Origin of the sequence: Bacillus kexueae, assembly GCF_022809095.1 — a bacterium.
GTDB lineage: Bacteria > Bacillota > Bacilli > Bacillales > Aeribacillaceae > Bacillus_BZ > Bacillus_BZ kexueae.
Genome location: NZ_JALAZE010000001.1, coordinates 135,451 through 151,238, shown reverse-complemented (window position 1 = coordinate 151,238; position 15,788 = coordinate 135,451). Strand labels below are relative to the sequence as shown.

Annotated in this window: 13 protein-coding genes and 2 pseudogenes; 10 read left to right on the top strand and 5 right to left on the bottom strand. The window is 38.2% G+C overall.

The window, feature by feature from the left end; all coding sequences use genetic code 11:
- The first annotated feature begins 12 nt into the window (after positions 1–12).
- From ML543_RS00840 to ML543_RS00825, 4 genes are all read left to right on the top strand, one after another.
- The gene (locus tag ML543_RS00840) at positions 13–1,245 is read left to right on the top strand and encodes an ABC transporter permease (protein ID WP_243385247.1); all 1,233 of its coding nucleotides are present in this window, start codon (positions 13–15) and stop codon (positions 1,243–1,245) included.
- Positions 1,242–2,339, top strand: a complete 1,098-nt coding sequence (locus tag ML543_RS00835) for an ABC transporter permease (protein ID WP_243385245.1) — start codon at positions 1,242–1,244, stop codon at positions 2,337–2,339. Before ML543_RS00840 ends, ML543_RS00835 begins: the two co-directional genes overlap by 4 nt.
- 354 nt (positions 2,340–2,693) lie before the next feature.
- Entirely contained in the window at positions 2,694–3,167 is a 474-nt protein-coding gene (locus ML543_RS00830; protein WP_243385244.1) for an Lrp/AsnC family transcriptional regulator, read from the top strand.
- A 10-nt stretch (positions 3,168–3,177) separates the two neighbouring features.
- On the top strand, positions 3,178–3,792 hold the full coding sequence (locus ML543_RS00825; protein WP_243385243.1) for a LysE family translocator: 615 nt from the start codon (positions 3,178–3,180) through the stop codon (positions 3,790–3,792).
- Between the two features lie 87 nt (positions 3,793–3,879).
- On the opposite strand, the gene rnjA is transcribed toward ML543_RS00825, so the two are convergent.
- Positions 3,880–5,547 carry a ribonuclease J1 gene (rnjA, locus tag ML543_RS00820; protein WP_243385242.1) on the bottom strand — a complete coding sequence of 556 codons (1,668 nt, stop codon included), beginning with the start codon at positions 5,545–5,547 and terminating at the stop codon, positions 3,880–3,882.
- 7 nt (positions 5,548–5,554) lie between these two features.
- Positions 5,555–5,764 (bottom strand): DNA-dependent RNA polymerase subunit epsilon, encoded by a 210-nt coding sequence (locus ML543_RS00815; protein WP_243385241.1) that lies wholly within the window; start codon positions 5,762–5,764, stop codon positions 5,555–5,557.
- A gap of 882 nt (positions 5,765–6,646) precedes the next feature.
- Between ML543_RS00815 and ML543_RS00810 the strand changes: the two genes are divergently transcribed.
- Positions 6,647–7,432 (top strand): Cof-type HAD-IIB family hydrolase, encoded by a 786-nt coding sequence (locus tag ML543_RS00810; protein WP_243385898.1) that lies wholly within the window; start codon positions 6,647–6,649, stop codon positions 7,430–7,432.
- A 348-nt stretch (positions 7,433–7,780) separates the two neighbouring features.
- Here the strand turns inward: ML543_RS00810 and def are convergent, their stop codons facing one another.
- Both def and ML543_RS17060 read right to left on the bottom strand, forming a co-directional pair.
- Positions 7,781–8,335: a peptide deformylase gene (gene def, locus ML543_RS00805; RefSeq protein WP_243385240.1), complete on the bottom strand. Its 555-nt coding sequence runs from the start codon at positions 8,333–8,335 to the stop codon at positions 7,781–7,783.
- A gap of 556 nt (positions 8,336–8,891) precedes the next feature.
- Positions 8,892–8,966: pseudogene (locus ML543_RS17060) on the bottom strand (YjcZ family sporulation protein); the annotation flags it as partial.
- A gap of 265 nt (positions 8,967–9,231) precedes the next feature.
- On the opposite strand from ML543_RS17060, the gene ML543_RS00795 reads away from it, so the two are divergent.
- Positions 9,232–9,876: a YkyA family protein gene (locus tag ML543_RS00795; RefSeq protein WP_243385238.1), complete on the top strand. Its 645-nt coding sequence runs from the start codon at positions 9,232–9,234 to the stop codon at positions 9,874–9,876.
- A 161-nt stretch (positions 9,877–10,037) separates the two neighbouring features.
- On the opposite strand, the pseudogene ML543_RS00790 reads toward ML543_RS00795, so the two are convergent.
- A pseudogene (locus tag ML543_RS00790) lies at positions 10,038–10,215 on the bottom strand (IS110 family RNA-guided transposase); the annotation flags it as partial.
- A gap of 647 nt (positions 10,216–10,862) precedes the next feature.
- Here ML543_RS00790 and pdhA point away from each other — a divergent pair.
- The 4 genes from pdhA to lpdA all read left to right on the top strand — a co-directional run bounded on the left by pdhA (position 10,863) and on the right by lpdA (position 15,778).
- The gene (gene pdhA, locus ML543_RS00785; RefSeq protein ID WP_243385237.1) at positions 10,863–11,984 is read left to right on the top strand and encodes a pyruvate dehydrogenase (acetyl-transferring) E1 component subunit alpha; all 1,122 of its coding nucleotides are present in this window, start codon (positions 10,863–10,865) and stop codon (positions 11,982–11,984) included.
- A 3-nt stretch (positions 11,985–11,987) separates the two neighbouring features.
- A complete protein-coding gene (locus ML543_RS00780; RefSeq protein ID WP_243385235.1) occupies positions 11,988–12,965 on the top strand; it encodes an alpha-ketoacid dehydrogenase subunit beta in 978 nt (325 codons plus the stop codon).
- 101 nt (positions 12,966–13,066) lie between these two features.
- A complete protein-coding gene (locus ML543_RS00775; protein WP_243385234.1) occupies positions 13,067–14,365 on the top strand; it encodes a dihydrolipoamide acetyltransferase family protein in 1,299 nt (432 codons plus the stop codon).
- Positions 14,366–14,368: 3 nt separating this feature from the next.
- A complete protein-coding gene (gene lpdA, locus ML543_RS00770) occupies positions 14,369–15,778 on the top strand; it encodes a dihydrolipoyl dehydrogenase (protein ID WP_243385233.1) in 1,410 nt (469 codons plus the stop codon).
- Positions 15,779–15,788 lie beyond the last annotated feature (10 nt).

Here is a 15,788-nt window from a genome sequence, read left to right as displayed (position 1 = left end):
GGGGGGGTTGAATTGATCTTGTCGTTTATCAAAAAAGAACTTCTATTAACCCTTCGCAATGGTCAAGAGTTGCTCATTTTATTGGCAATGCCATTAATACTAATCACCATTTTAGGAGTCGCACTCGCGAATGTATTAGAGGATGGGAATGTGCCATTAACAACGAAACTTGCCATAATTCAAAATGAAGATGAAGAAGCTGAAAAAAGTAGATTTATTAACACATATATGCCAGATGTAGGACGGGAATATGTGAGGTCTCCATCCGAAATTTTAATTCAAGATGTACTTCAAAGCGAATCAATACGTCCATTCATTGAACTTCAGTTAAATCCAAAGGGGAAGCTAGACGATTTGAAGCATTCTCATGAGTTTGACGCTGTCCTTATCATACCGGAAAATTTCACGTTCGATATGCTCAAAAAAATGTACGGAGTTGAAGAGACTGATAGTCCAACTCTCGAATTTTATATCAGGGAAGGAAAAGAGTGGAGAGGGAACTTAGTTGAAGATATTTTATCTGCGTTTCAACTTCAACTTACAAAAGCTGTGTCACTTAATCACGCTGGCATAAATCTTACTTCCGATCAAACCTTTATCGAAGGAGAAGTACAAACGGTCAATAAAAAAGAAAAAATTAATGCGATTGGTTATTATACCGTTGCGATGAGTGTCATGTTCGTATTGTATGTTGCCGGTAATAGTGGATCGCTAGCATTTGTCGAAAAAAAGTCTCATGTATACGATCGAATATTACTTTCGAATGTGTCACAAAAAACTTATTTTATTAGTAAAACAGTTGGGACGATGATCATTGTTTTAACTCAATTATTTATTCTATATGGTGTCTGTGCCCTTGCTTATGATGTTCATTGGCCGAATATGTCCCTGTTTTTACTCGTTACACTTTGTTTAAGTTTTACCGTTGGAAGTCTCGGAACTTTGATCGCGGCAATTAATTATCGACTCGATTCACAGAGTGCTTCAAATATTTTTTCGAGCGTCATTGTTACAGCTTTCGCGTTTTTAGGGGGAAGCTTTTATCCAGTCGGTAATTTTCCAAATGTCATACAAATCCTCGGGAAAATAACACCGAATGGAGCAGCTATGAGCGCATATTTAAAGTTGTTACAAGGATATACCTTTTCAGCCATCTATATTGAATTAGTGCTTTTAATTTCAGTTGGCTGTACCATCCTCTTCATTGCAAATCAATTGTTTGGAAAAAAGGGGGGAGTGGTATGAAGACAATTTTACATGTAAAATTTCTATTATTTATCCGAAAGCCTTGGCTGTTTATTTTTATGACTTCTTTAAGCCTAATTCTGGCCTTTTTTATAGGAAAGGGAACGAATCCTGAATTACGAATCCCTGTATATTCAGAGCTTCCGGAAAATGAAACAAATGAATTAATAAGTCATATGAACGAAGCGAACGGAATGACTTTTCTTATATTTCCGAAAGAAGAAGTGGAAAGAATGGTAAGAGAAGGGGAAGTTGAAGCTGGTGTTGTGTTAAAGAAAGAAGATTTTGTGCTTCTTATAACGGCTGAAACAGAAAACGTCCGTTTTATCCAACAAATGGTTTCAAGTATGGTAACCGATCTTTTCAATCAGCAACATTTGCTTGAGCAAACGAATGATAAAGAATTAGTTAAACAAGTCTTATCTGACAGTGAGAAAAATCCGTTATTTCACATTTCAACGAAAAGCTTTACAAGTGAAGGGACAATTATTATCGATACGAAGCTCCAAAGTTTAATAGGATTTACGCTATTTTTTGTTATTTTTACGGTTGCGTATAATGTCGTATCCATTTTAGAAGAAAAAGAATTAAGCGTTTGGGACCGAATTATTGTTTCTTCCATAACAAAGTGGCAAGTATATATGGGAAATTTAACCTATAGTTTCCTAATAGGGTACGTTCAAGTCTTATTAATCTTTTCTATTTTTCGATTCGGTGTGGGTATTGAGTTTAATGATGCATTTTGGAAAGTTTGCGTACTAGTGATCCCGTATCTTTTAACCATTGTTTCTATGTCTGTCATGATCACTGGATTTGCGAAAAACACTCGTCAGTATCAAGCGGTTATCCCACTGATATCTGTAAGTATGGCAATGATTGGCGGAGCTTATTGGCCGATTGAAATTGTTTCATCCGAATGGATGATTGCTTTATCAAAATTTGTTCCCATCACGTATGCAATGGAAGTTTTAAAAGGAGCCACACTGTACCATCAAACATTCGTAGATATGTTGTATCCTATCTCTATGTTGCTGTTCATGTCCATTGTCATGATGGGGATTGGTATTCATGCAATGGAGAATAAGGCCCGATAAACGTCATTGAAGGAACTAAAAAATTGCGCACCCTAAACTGGGTGTTTTTTTGTTACAGAAAGTTTAAGTTCAATAAAGTGTTAAAGTATTCTCTTTACCGTTTTTTTGGGTGTCTAGCTCCAAGCGCCATCAGCTCGGGTCGCTTCAGCCCTGCTGTGGCGACGGAAGCCTCCTCGCAGCTCCTCCAGCGCACTTCTCCTAAGGACTTTCGCTTTGCGCTTTTCTTAATTCATGAAAATGAGAATAGGGGACAGCGTACGTTGTTATTAAATTAATAATTTAATAAATTATAGGTTGAAAATTAATAAAACAAAAAATATAATATGGAAAACATTAAAAAATAAGGTGATGTAAATGGATAAAGTGGATTACCAAATTATAAAAGCTTTGATGGAAAATGGGAGAATGACATGGGCAGAGTTAGCTTCAAACATTGATCTATCTTCTCCGGCGGTAAAAGAAAGAGTACTCAAATTGAGTGAAGCTGGTGTAATAAAAGAATTCGGAGTGATTGTCGATCACGAAAAAGTAGGAACAGAATGCACGGCATTTGTTTTGGTAACGTTAGAAAAGCCAACATATCGCCATTCCTTTCTCCAACTTGTGAACAACTTAGAGGAAGTGCAAGAATGTCATCACATTGCTGGGGAAGACGATTATTTATTAAAAATAAGATGCCGTAATACGAAAGAATTAGACCGAGTTATTAGTTTTGAGATTAAAGGTCTGGAGGGGATTGTGAAAACGAAAACAACGATTGTCATGAATACAGAAAAGGAAACAGTAAAAATTCCTATTCAACATGACTATTTTGGCAAAAAAGATTAGGAGTAGCTATATGATTGAGGTATTGATAAAGGGATTCATTATTGGAATTAGTATTGCCGCACCTGTAGGGCCAGTTGGTATCTTATGCATGAATCGATCAATTACGTTTGGGAAGAGGGTAGGGTTCGTTTCAGGATTAGGGGCGGCGACAGCTGATGCGTTGTACGGTTTTATGGCGGCGTTCGGTCTTGTTATCGTAACCGGTTTATTTGTTTCAAATCAGTTATGGCTACAGCTACTCGGTGGAATCTTTTTAAGTTATTTAGGAATGAAAACGTTTTTTGCAAAGGAAAATCAAAAAGAGGCGAACACGAAAAAAGAACAAGCTTTGTTTCGAACTTTCATCTCAACCTTCTTTCTTACCGTTGCAAATCCTATGACGATTTTTTCTTTTCTAGCCATCCTTTCTAGCTTTGGTTTGGCAAATGAATCGAATTTAGGTTTGTTGTTTGTTTTCGGTGTGTTCCTAGGTTCAGCCTTTTGGTGGTGGCTTTTAAGTCAGTTAACAAGTCGATTAATAAAGCGAACCTCACTTTTTATTCCACTTGTTAATAAAGTGTCAGGGTTATTGTTAATCGGATTTAGTCTTTGGAGTTTTTACGAGATTTGGTCAAGTTTAAGCTGAAGCATAATCAATATCAAAAAAGAGGACATAATCACCTAGGGGATTATGTCCTCTAATTCTGTTTGATGAAAAGATTTTTTCAATTCATTAAATTTCCATAATGATTGGTAAAATCATTGGACGTCTTTTTGTCTTCTCGTATAAAAACGGAGCTAGTGTATCGGTAATTTCGTTTTTAATTTCTGACCATTGAGAAGTGCGACGTTCCATCACTTTGTTTAAATGTTTAGCAATTAAATCTTGGGCGTCGTTAATTAAGTCACCGGATTCACGCATGTATACGAAACCGCGAGAAATAATATCAGGGCCGGCTTCAATTTTAAACTCCTTCATATTGATGCTGACAACGACAATAACAAGTCCTTCTTCTGAAAGGATGCGGCGGTCGCGCAGTACAATATTTCCGATGTCGCCGATCCCGCTTCCGTCAATGTAAACAGAACCTGAAGGAATCTTCCCGGCAACTGAGGCTTCTCGTTCGCTCATGGCTAACACTTCTCCGTTGTCCATGATAAAGCAGTTATCTTCTTCCACTCCACAATCAACTGCGAGCTTGGCATGCATTTTTTGCATGCGATATTCCCCGTGAATCGGCATGAAATATTTCGGCTTCATTAAGCGAAGCATAAGTTTTTGCTCTTCTTGTCCACCATGACCAGACGTATGAATATCGCTAAGTGATCCATGAATAACCTCAGCACCAGCACGATACAATTGGTTAATGGTGCGAGATACACTAAGCGTATTTCCTGGAATCGGGGAGGAAGAGAAGACGACTGTATCGCCAGGAATAATTTGAATTTGACGGTGCGTCCCATTTGCAATTCTTGATAAGGCTGCCATCGGTTCACCTTGGCTTCCTGTACAAAGAATTGTCACACGGTGAGCAGGTAAACGATTAATTTCGTTTGCATCAACAAATGTATCTTTCGGACAACGGATATATCCGAGGTCATGTCCTATTTCAATCGCTGCTTCCATACTGCGACCAAAAACCGCAATTTTACGGTTGTTTTGAACGGCCGCTTCAGTCACTTGTTGCAAGCGGTGAATGTTGGAGGCGAAGGTAGCGAAAATAATACGACCATTTACTTTACGGAAGATATCTTGAATACTTTCACCAACGCGACGCTCCGACATTGTGAAATCTGGAATCTCACTGTTCGTACTATCTGATAGAAGGCAAAGGACACCTTCTTTTCCGATTTCAGCCATTTTTGTTAAGTTTGCTGGTTCTCCAACTGGTGTGAAGTCGAATTTGAAGTCTCCTGTATGAACGATGTTCCCTGCAGGAGTTTTCACAACAACTCCATACGAATCCGGAATACTATGTGTAGTACGGAAAAACGTAACGGCTGTTTTACGGAATTTAATGACGTCATCTTCTTTAATAATGTTTAATTTTGCTTGTCTTAAAAGGCCGTGCTCTTCTAATTTATTTTTAATTAATCCAATGGCTAACTTACCACCGTAAATAGGAATGTTCACTTCACGTAAAAGGTAAGGAATCCCACCGATATGGTCTTCATGACCGTGCGTCACGAACAAACCTTTAATTTTTTCCTGATTTTTTACTAAATAAGAGTAATCAGGAATAACATAATCAATGCCGAGCAATTCATCCTCAGGGAACTTAATTCCTGCATCGATTAAAATGATTTCATCTTGAAATTGAACGGCATAGGTGTTTTTTCCGATCTCACCTAATCCGCCAAGGGCAAATGCTGCTACTTGATCGTTTTTTACAAATTTCATAACGCTATCAGATCTCCAATACTTTAAAGTTTTCGCTTTGTTTCTCATATTCAAGGAAAACATCGTTTACTTGCTGAATAAATTCGATGTTATATCCGTGATCTTTTAATTTTGCACGAACTTCTCCTTCAGTTTGTGCCTCAACAAACACCGATTTCGTTCTTTCACGCACTGGTGGTTCTTGAGCTAATTCTTGAAAAAATACTTTAAACATCATGTTTCCAAATCTCTCCTTAACTTCCGTATGTTTCACTAGCTTTTTCTATTATATGCGAAAACACGCATAAAGAAAAGCGAATCACGGGACATTCCCCTTGTAATCCCCGTATGAGAGTTCATTTTAAGACTATTTTTAAAAGGTAGCTATAACCGTTTTTTTGCTTTGATAACCTTTTTATGTCGCTTTTTTATATAACAATCCAATTTTTCATATTATGCTCCAGATACTTGCTTTCCACTACACACCGTATGAGTTATCTGTTTTCCGCTTCACTACATAGTGTAAATATAGTACCTCAAATAATGTATTTTATACATACTATAACTAAAACATTTAGACAAATGATTTTAAAAAGGCTTTTTTCTAAAAGATTGTTGCTTTTAGTGTATAGTGTTGAGTCCGTTTTTCCCCTTTGGAATGGAGCGGAGGGCACTTGACTCTTGCTGGATGCAAGTGTCCGTAGCTCAATGTCCAGCATTCGTTTAAAAAATGATGGGAAAAAGAAACAATCTATACGAAGAACAGCCTTAAAAAAAGAACTGAGCAAGGAGCTCAGTTCTCTACGCAATTAATTTTCTTCGCAAAACATGCTTCCATTCTTTACGTAACCGATTTTTCAACCTTCTCAACATGTCCATCACCTCGCTCTTCATTTTGTATTGTTGATGACAAATTTTTTCGCTCTCTTTACTTCTATTATATGTGTTTTTGTCCCTTAATTTACATAGGTGAGAATGGAAATGTTACCCATTAATTGAATTGTAAAAATGTTGTAAAATCACACATTTTTATTGTGTAAATAAGTGAATTCCTTTAAGATGGGTAATGTTTAAGAAAATGATTATCGTCCATAAAAATGGAATTAAAGAGGGGTTACAAATGATTAAAAAGCTACTTTTTTTCGATATTGATGGTACATTATTGAACCATGAAAAAGAACTTCCGGCATCTACAAAGGAAACAATCCAAAAGTTACATGAAGCGGGTCATCACGTGTTCATAGCGACGGGAAGAGCTCCGTTTATGTTTAAGCAATTACGTGAGGAACTAGGAATTCGCTCATTTGTAAGCTTTAATGGACAATATGTTGTATTTGAAGATGAAGTGATATATGAAAATCCGTTAAAAATTGAAACGTTAAAGCAATTGCTAGAGCATTCAAGTAAATCGAACCATCCACTAGTATTCATGAGTGAAGAAGATATGAAATCCACTGTAGAGGACCATCCTTTTATTCATGAAAGCTTTGGCTCTCTAAAGTTTGACCATCCTGATTTCCATCCTCATTACTTCAACGACAAAAACATTTATCAAACACTTTTATTTTGCGAAGATGGGGAAGAGGTCATGTATCAAGATTATGATGACCTTCATTTCATTCGCTGGCATCGACTGTCAACTGACATCCTGCCGTTAGGTGGATCGAAAGCGGAAGGAATTAAAAAAATTATGGAACGATTAGGGTATGACCGCGAAGATGTGTATGCGTTTGGTGATGGACTAAACGATATGGAAATGATTGAATTTGCAGGAACGGGTGTTGCGATGGGCAATGCAGTAGAAAGTTTAAAAGAAAAAGCTGACTTCGTAACAAAATCAGTTGAAGAAGACGGAATTCAATATGCGGTTGAACAGTTGAATCTGTTAAATGTATCCGCTCGATAATGAAAAAGCCTCTGCGTTTGGTAATGGAAACGTAGAGGCTTCTTATATTGTTACAGAAAGTTTACGTTCAATAAAGTGTTAAAGGATTCTCTTTGCCGTTTTTTTTGGTGTCTAGCGCAAAGCGCCATCAGCTCGGGTCGCTTCGGCCCTGCTGTGGCGACGGAAGCCTCCTCGCAGGTCCTCCTGCGCCCTTCGCCTAAGGACTTGCGCTTTTTCTGTGAAAATAAAAATTACCTGTGAGCTGAATGAGCGATCATGATAGATAGATGGTAGAAAGAAAAAACCCCGGGGAGAATAAATTTTCATGTCCGGGGTGTGAGTGTAAAATCATGTATGTTTCTTATAGGTTTATCTTTCTAACGGAATAGCGTTTTCTGGTTCTTTAAATGGGTTTTCAGAATCAATATGATCGTAAAACATAACACCATTTAAGTGGTCAATTTCATGTTGGAAAACGATTGAAAGTAGACCTCTTAGGCGAACATCTACTTCTTCTCCATTAATATCCACTGCTTTTACTCGAATGCGAGCATAGCGCGGAACGTAGCCAGGTACAGCGCGATCAACAGATAAACATCCTTCTCCACTAGAAAGATATGTTTTCTCAACAGAATGGCTCACAATTTTCGGATTGAACAGCGCGTAGGAATGAACATTTCCTTTTTCATCCTCAACATGAATGGCGATCATCCGCTTCGATACATTAATCTGTGGTGCGGCAAGACCGATGCCAGGTCTAAGTCCATATTTCTCTGCAATTTGGGGGTTTTGACTGTTTTGAACGTACTCAAGCATTTGCTTCAACGTTTCTTTATCTTCTTCAGACGCTGGTAGCGGTACTTCTTTTGCCACTTCGCGAAGGGTAGGATGCCCTTCACGGATTATATTTGTCATCGTAATCATTTTTTTCACTCCCTATTTCATTCATATGGAAATTATAAAAGAAGAGGGATGATTCGTAAACGGCCGTTGAATTTTTATTCATTTTAAGGAGATGCCCGTTCGCCTCACACTTGGAGACGAAGTGAGAAAGGTGCCACTCGAATAGCAGGTGTCTAAAACGCAATCGTATAGATTCTTTTTTATTGTTACAGAAAGTTTAAGTTCAATAAAGTGTTAAAGGATTCTCTTTACCGTTTTTTTGGTGTCTAGCGCAAAGCACCATTAGCTCGGGTCGCTTCGTCCCTGCTGAGGCGACGGAAGCCTCCTCGCAGGTTCTCCAGCGCCCTTCGCCTAAGGACTTGCGCTTTTTCTGTGAAAATAAAAATTACCTATGAGCTGAATGATCGATCATGATAGGTAGATGGTAGAAAGAAAAAACCCCGGGGAGAATAAATTTTCATGTCCGGGGTGTGAGTGTAAAATCATGTATGTTTCTTATGGCATCAGCTGTTGCAATTGGTGGATAAATTAAAAAGCTCGCCAGTAGCGAGCTTAATACTCATAAATAGTGATTGAACTAGCAATTGCCAACAAAGGCAGTTCCAACAATAATGAGTAAAATAAACAACACAACAATCAATACGAATGTACGATTGTAACCATAAGCAGGGTAACTTGGGTAACCATATCCACAACAGTGCATAACGTAACCTCCTCATTTTTTAAAATCGGCAGCTGTCATTAGGCGCAATGACTACTATAAAGTATGTAAGTTTAGAAAATATGCATAGACATTCGCCCAAATAAAATCATTCTTTTTTACTTTTTTTCATAAAATACGATAAAGACAAGCTAATGGAAGTTCATTGTCATCGTTTTCATAAATCGGTATAGTTGAAAAGAGGAGGGAGAAATAAATGAAAAAGCTTTACATAGTGATTTGGATGATTATTGGGTGGGTGCTAACAGGGTGCTCTTTTGAAAAGCCTGAAGAAAACATTTATACCATATTAGAGGACACAGTACAGCTTGAAAATCAGTTTAAAGAACAGCAAGGTCCCATAACCGAGTTGGAAAAAGAAGAAGGGAATATTTACAACGAAGTCATTAAGCTCAATTTAAATGAGTATGAGCAGATTGTTGAATTAAGTGAAAAAGCGTTTGTAAATATTGAAGAGCGACGAGAGCGACTAGAAGAAGAATATAATAGTATAAAACAATCTCAGGAGTCATTCGGCCTCATGGAAGAAGAAGTCGATAAGCTTGAAAACGAAGAGATAAAGAAAAAGGCGAATGAATTAATGAATACGATGAATGATCGCTACGAAACATATTATTCACTTTATGAAGAATACAACAAGCTCCTTGATTTAGATTATGCATTGTATGAAATGTTTCAAGACAAAGAGTTATCTTTAGATGATTTAGAACAACAAATTGTACAAATAAATGAGAGTCAAAAAAAAATCAAGGATTACAATCAACAATTTAATGATTTGACAATGTCATACAATGAATTGAAAAATGAATTTTATCAACTAGCCGATATCGATATGTATTAATGGTTGTAGTGGGTATCCCAAAAATAGCTTGGGACACCCATTCTTTCTTACCTTTAGTCAAAAGCTTTAATTAATTTTTTTAAGATGAAAATGAATGTGGGAGGATCTCCACTATCTAAAAAGACCTTTTCTCAATGTCAAAGTATAGTGGTAGTAACCATTTATGAACAGGTTGATGCTGTTTCGTAATCATAGGTTATGTTGTGTGTAATAAGGTGGAATGCGACTTTCAAAAACTTATTCACACAAGTAATGGACGCAACTTTATGGGGTTTTCCTTAAGGTTGCGTTTTTTAATTTGTCGTAATAATGCACAATGTGATTATTCGTTTTGTTCCTAAAAATCACCTTAGTCGATTCTTCTTTCACTCCACCATGGAGGAGGTCGTCTTCCTTATCATCTGAAAACGATGTCCTTATATTTATTTACTTTAAAGGTAGTTTTTCTCTAAACAACACATATTTCATACGGTTATCATGTGATCAGCTTCTTATTATCAAGTCTATTTCGATATTAATAAAAGGGGATGTGTTCACCAATTTGTACTTTCTGAAATTAGCATTTAGAGAAAAGGTTCTCGATTTTAACCACTTGTTTAAAATTTTTAAGAACTGTATTAGTGAAATGAAACAGGAAGTTAAGTTGTATTAATACAGAGTGGAAATTTCAGACTATACATACAATATGGATGATGGATGAAAATCCTATTAAAATAGTGTTGCAAAGTCGTTGACGGGAAGAGATAAAATGTGTAAACTATGAATTGAGTTTGGATGTGTATTAGTTGTTTTAGGGTATCAACTAATACAGAATGATGAAACTCATTCACCATCAGCTTTGATGGTTTAGATTTTTTAAATAGGGTAAGGGTTTTATATAAGCAACAAACTAATGTGTCATCCTGATAGGTTTAGGGTAACCTAATGCTGTAAACGAAGGTATGATAATACTCTTGAATGAAAAATGAAAGGAAGAGGTGACATTAATGGCTGCGAAAACGAAAAAAGCTGTAGTAGACAGCAAGAAGCAATTTGAAGCCATTTCAAAGCAATTCCAAACATTCCAAATTTTAAATGAAAAAGGCGAAGTCGTTAACGAAGATTTAATGCCTGAATTAAGCGATGAGCAATTAAAAGAATTAATGAGAAGAATGGTTTACACTCGTGTGTTAGATCAACGTTCAATCTCATTAAACCGTCAAGGACGTTTAGGCTTCTACGCTCCAACTGCTGGTCAAGAAGCTTCTCAAATCGCTTCTCATTTCGCATTAGAAAAAGAAGACTTTATTTTACCGGGGTACCGTGATGTTCCTCAATTAATTTGGCACGGATTACCATTATACCAAGCGTTCTTATTCTCACGTGGTCACTTCCACGGAAACCAAATGCCTGAAGATGTAAACGCACTTTCTCCACAAATCATTATCGGTGCTCAGTACATCCAAACAGCTGGTGTTGCTTTAGGTATTAAAAAGCGCGGTAAACAAGCAGTAGCTGTTACATATACAGGAGACGGTGGTACGTCACAAGGTGACTTCTATGAAGGTATCAACTTTGCGGGTGCGTACAAAGCTCCAGCAATCTTCATCGTACAAAACAACCGCTTTGCGATTTCAACCCCAGTTGAAGTACAAACAGCTGCTCAAACATTAGCTCAAAAAGCTGTTTCTGCTGGTATCGTTGGTATCCAAGTAGACGGAATGGACCCACTTGCGGTTTATGCTGCAGTTCGCGAAGCTCGTGAGCGTGCTATTAAAGGTGAAGGTCCTACATTAATCGAAACACTTTGCTATCGTTACGGACCTCATACAATGGCTGGTGACGATCCAACTCGTTATCGTTCAAAAGATCTTGACAATGAGTGGGAAGCAAAAGATCCTCTTGTTCGTTTCCGCAACTTCTTAGAAGCGAAAGGCTTATGGAGCGAAGAAGAAGAAAACAAAGTGATCGAGCAAGCTAAAGAAGAAATTAAAGAAGCAATCAAAAAGGCAGACGAAACGCCAAAACAAAAAGTAACAGACTTAATGAACATTATGTTTGAGGAAGGAAGCTGGCCTCAAAACTTAACAGAACAATACGAAATTTACAAAGAGAAGGAGTCGAAGTAAGCCATGGCGCAAATGACAATGATTCAAGCAATCACTGATGCGTTACGTGTTGAGTTAAAAAATGACGAAAACGTATTAGTGTTCGGTGAGGACGTTGGTGTTAACGGCGGTGTATTCCGTGCAACGGAAGGTTTACAAAAAGAATTTGGTGAAGACCGCGTATTCGATACACCACTAGCTGAGTCCGGAATTGGTGGACTTGCCCTTGGTCTTGGTTTACAAGGCTTCCGTCCAGTAGCGGAAATCCAATTCTTCGGATTCGTATATGAAGTAATCGATTCAATTTCTGGTCAAATGGCACGTATGCGTTATCGTTCTGGTGGTCGTTGGACTTCTCCAGTAACAATTCGCTCTCCATTCGGTGGTGGCGTTCATACACCAGAATTACACGCTGATAGCTTAGAAGGTTTAATGGCTCAACAACCTGGATTAAAAGTTGTTATCCCATCTACTCCTTACGACGCAAAAGGTTTATTAATCTCTGCGATTCGTGACAATGATCCAGTTATCTTCTTAGAGCACATGAAGCTTTATCGCTCATTCCGTGAAGAGGTACCTGAAGGAGAATACACGATTCCAATTGGTAAAGCAGACGTTAAGCGTGAAGGTACGGATTTAACAATTATCGCTTACGGTGCTATGGTACACGAGTCTTTAAAAGCTGCAGAAGAGCTTGAAAAAGAGGGCGTATCTGCTGAAGTAATCGACTTACGTACAGTAAGCCCATTAGATATCGACACAATCATTGCATCTGTTGAGAAAACAAACCGTGCAATTGTTGTTCAAGAAGCACAAAAGCAAGCTGGTATTGCTGCGAATGTTGTTGCGGAAATTAACGATCGTGCAATTCTAAGCTTAGAAGCTCCTGTATTACGTGTAGCTGCACCTGATACAGTTTACCCATTCTCTTCTGCTGAAAGCGTATGGCTTCCAAACTACAAAGACGTTTTAGAAACAGCGAAGAAAGTTCTAGAGTTTTAATAGATTATGAACCAATGAAAGAAATCAGGTTTTGCTGATTTCTTTCTTCCATAAAAGAGATTGTAATATTGCAAACGAAAAAATGTAGGAGGTTGAATCCTGTGTCTTTTGAATTTAAATTACCGGATATCGGTGAAGGTATTCATGAAGGTGAAATCGTAAAGTGGTTCGTGAAACCTGGCGATGAAATTAACGAAGATGATGTATTAGCTGAAGTACAAAACGATAAAGCTGTAGTAGAAATTCCTTCTCCTGTAAAAGGAAAAGTATTAGAATTAAAAGTGAGCGAAGGTGAAGTTGCAACTGTAGGTCAAACGATCGTAACATTTGACGCACCTGGCTACGAAAATCTTCAATTTAAAGGTGACGATCATGGCGATGCACCAAAAGAAGAAGAAAAGCAAGAAGAAGTAAAGGAAGAGCCAAAAGTAGAAGCGACTCAAGCAGAAGTAGATCCTGGTCGTCGCATTATTGCAATGCCTTCTGTTCGTAAATATGCACGTGAAAAAGGTGTAGATATTCGCCAAGTTGCTGGTTCTGGTAAAAACGGCCGTATTTTAAAATCTGACATTGATGCATTCGTAAATGGTGGACAAGTTGTTGAAGCAACAGCAGAAACAGTAGAAGCACCATCTCAAGAAGCAGCAAAAGAAGAAGTAAAAGAAACAAAACAAGCACCAGTTGTTCTTGAAGGTGACTTCCCAGAAACTCGTGAGAAAATGAGCGGTATCCGTAAAGCTATTGCAAAAGCAATGGTTAACTCGAAACATACAGCTCCTCACGTAACGTTAATGGACGAAGTAGACGTAACAGCTCTTGTTGCGCATCGTAAGAAATTCAAAGCTGTTGCAGCTGAGCAAGGAATTAAGCTTACATACTTACCGTATGTAGTAAAAGCTTTAACTTCTGCGTTAAAGAAATACCCTGTACTAAACACGTCAATTGACGATGCAACAGACGAAGTAGTTCAAAAGCATTACTACAACATCGGTATTGCTGCGGACACAGATAAAGGTTTACTTGTACCTGTAGTAAAACATGCTGATCGTAAATCGATCTTCCAAATTTCAGATGAGATTAACGATTTAGCTGTAAAAGCTCGTGAAGGTAAACTTGCACCAAGCGAAATGAAAGGCGCATCTTGCACAATTACAAACATCGGTTCTGCTGGTGGTCAATGGTTTACACCAGTAATCAACCATCCAGAAGTTGCGATCTTAGGTATCGGTCGTATCCAAGAAAAAGCAGTTGTTAAAGATGGTGAAATTGTTGCTGCACCAGTTCTTGCTTTATCATTAAGCTTCGACCATCGTATGATCGACGGTGCAACTGCTCAAAATGCGCTTAACCACATCAAGCGCTTGCTTAATGACCCACAATTATTATTAATGGAGGCGTAATCGATGGTAGTAGGAGATTTCCCAATTGAAACAGATACGATAGTCATTGGAGCAGGGCCTGGCGGATACGTTGCGGCGATCCGCGCGGCTCAATTAGGACAAAAGGTAACAATCGTAGAAAAAGGCAACCTCGGTGGCGTGTGCTTAAATGTAGGATGTATTCCTTCTAAAGCTCTAATCAATGCTGGGCATCGTTATGAAGAAGCAAAGCATTCTGAACACATGGGTATCAAAGCGGATAACGTATCGTTAGATTTCTCAAAAGTTCAAGAATGGAAAGAAAGCATCGTTAAAAAACTAACTGGCGGTGTTGAAGGACTATTAAAAGGAAACAAAGTAGACATCGTAAAAGGTGAGGCATACTTTGTTGACGCAAACACTATTCGTGTAATGGATGAAAACTCAGCTCAAACTTACAAATTTAAAAATGCAATCATTGCAACAGGTTCTCGTCCAATCGAAATTCCAACATTCAAATTCTCTGATCGCGTTATCGATTCAACAGGTGCTTTAAGCCTTCAAGAAGTACCGAAGAAAATGGTTGTAATCGGTGGTGGCGTAATCGGGATCGAGCTTGGAACAGCTTATGCGAACTTCGGTACAGAAGTTGTTATCGTCGAAGGTGCTGACGAAATCATTCCTGGTTTCGAAAAGCAAATGACAGCTTTAGTTAAACGTAACTTAAAGAAAAAAGGCGTTGAAATCTTCACGAAAGCGATGGCTAAAGGCGTTGAAGAAACGAAAGACGGCGTAAAAGTTACATTTGAAGCAAACGGCGAAGAGAAAACAGTTGAAGCGGACTACGTTCTTGTAACTGTAGGTCGTCGCCCTAACACGGATGAGCTTGGCCTTGAGCAAGTAGGCGTTGAAATGACAGACCGTGGCTTAATTAAAATCGACAATCAATGCCGTACAAGCGTTTCTAACATCTACGCAATTGGTGACGTGGTTGAAGGACCTGCGCTTGCTCATAAAGCTTCTTATGAAGCGAAAATCGCTGCAGAAGCTATTTCAAATCATCCAGCTGAAATTGATTACACTGCAATCCCAGCAGTTGTATTCTCTGAGCCAGAACTAGCTTCTGTTGGATACTCAGAACAACAAGCGAAAGAAGAAGGAATGGACGTAGTTGCGGCTAAATTCCCATTCGCAGCAAACGGTCGTGCATTATCTTTAAATGCTACAGACGGTTTCATGAAGCTTGTAACACGTAAAGAAGACGGACTTGTAATTGGTGCACAAATTGCAGGACCTAACGCTTCTGATATGATTGCTGAGCTTGGATTAGCGATTGAAGCTGGCATGACAGCTGAAGATATCGCTTTAACAATCCACGCTCACCCAACATTAGGAGAAATTTCAATGGAAGCTGCAGAAGTTGCCATCGGAACTCCTATCCACATCGTAAAATAAGTTAACAAAA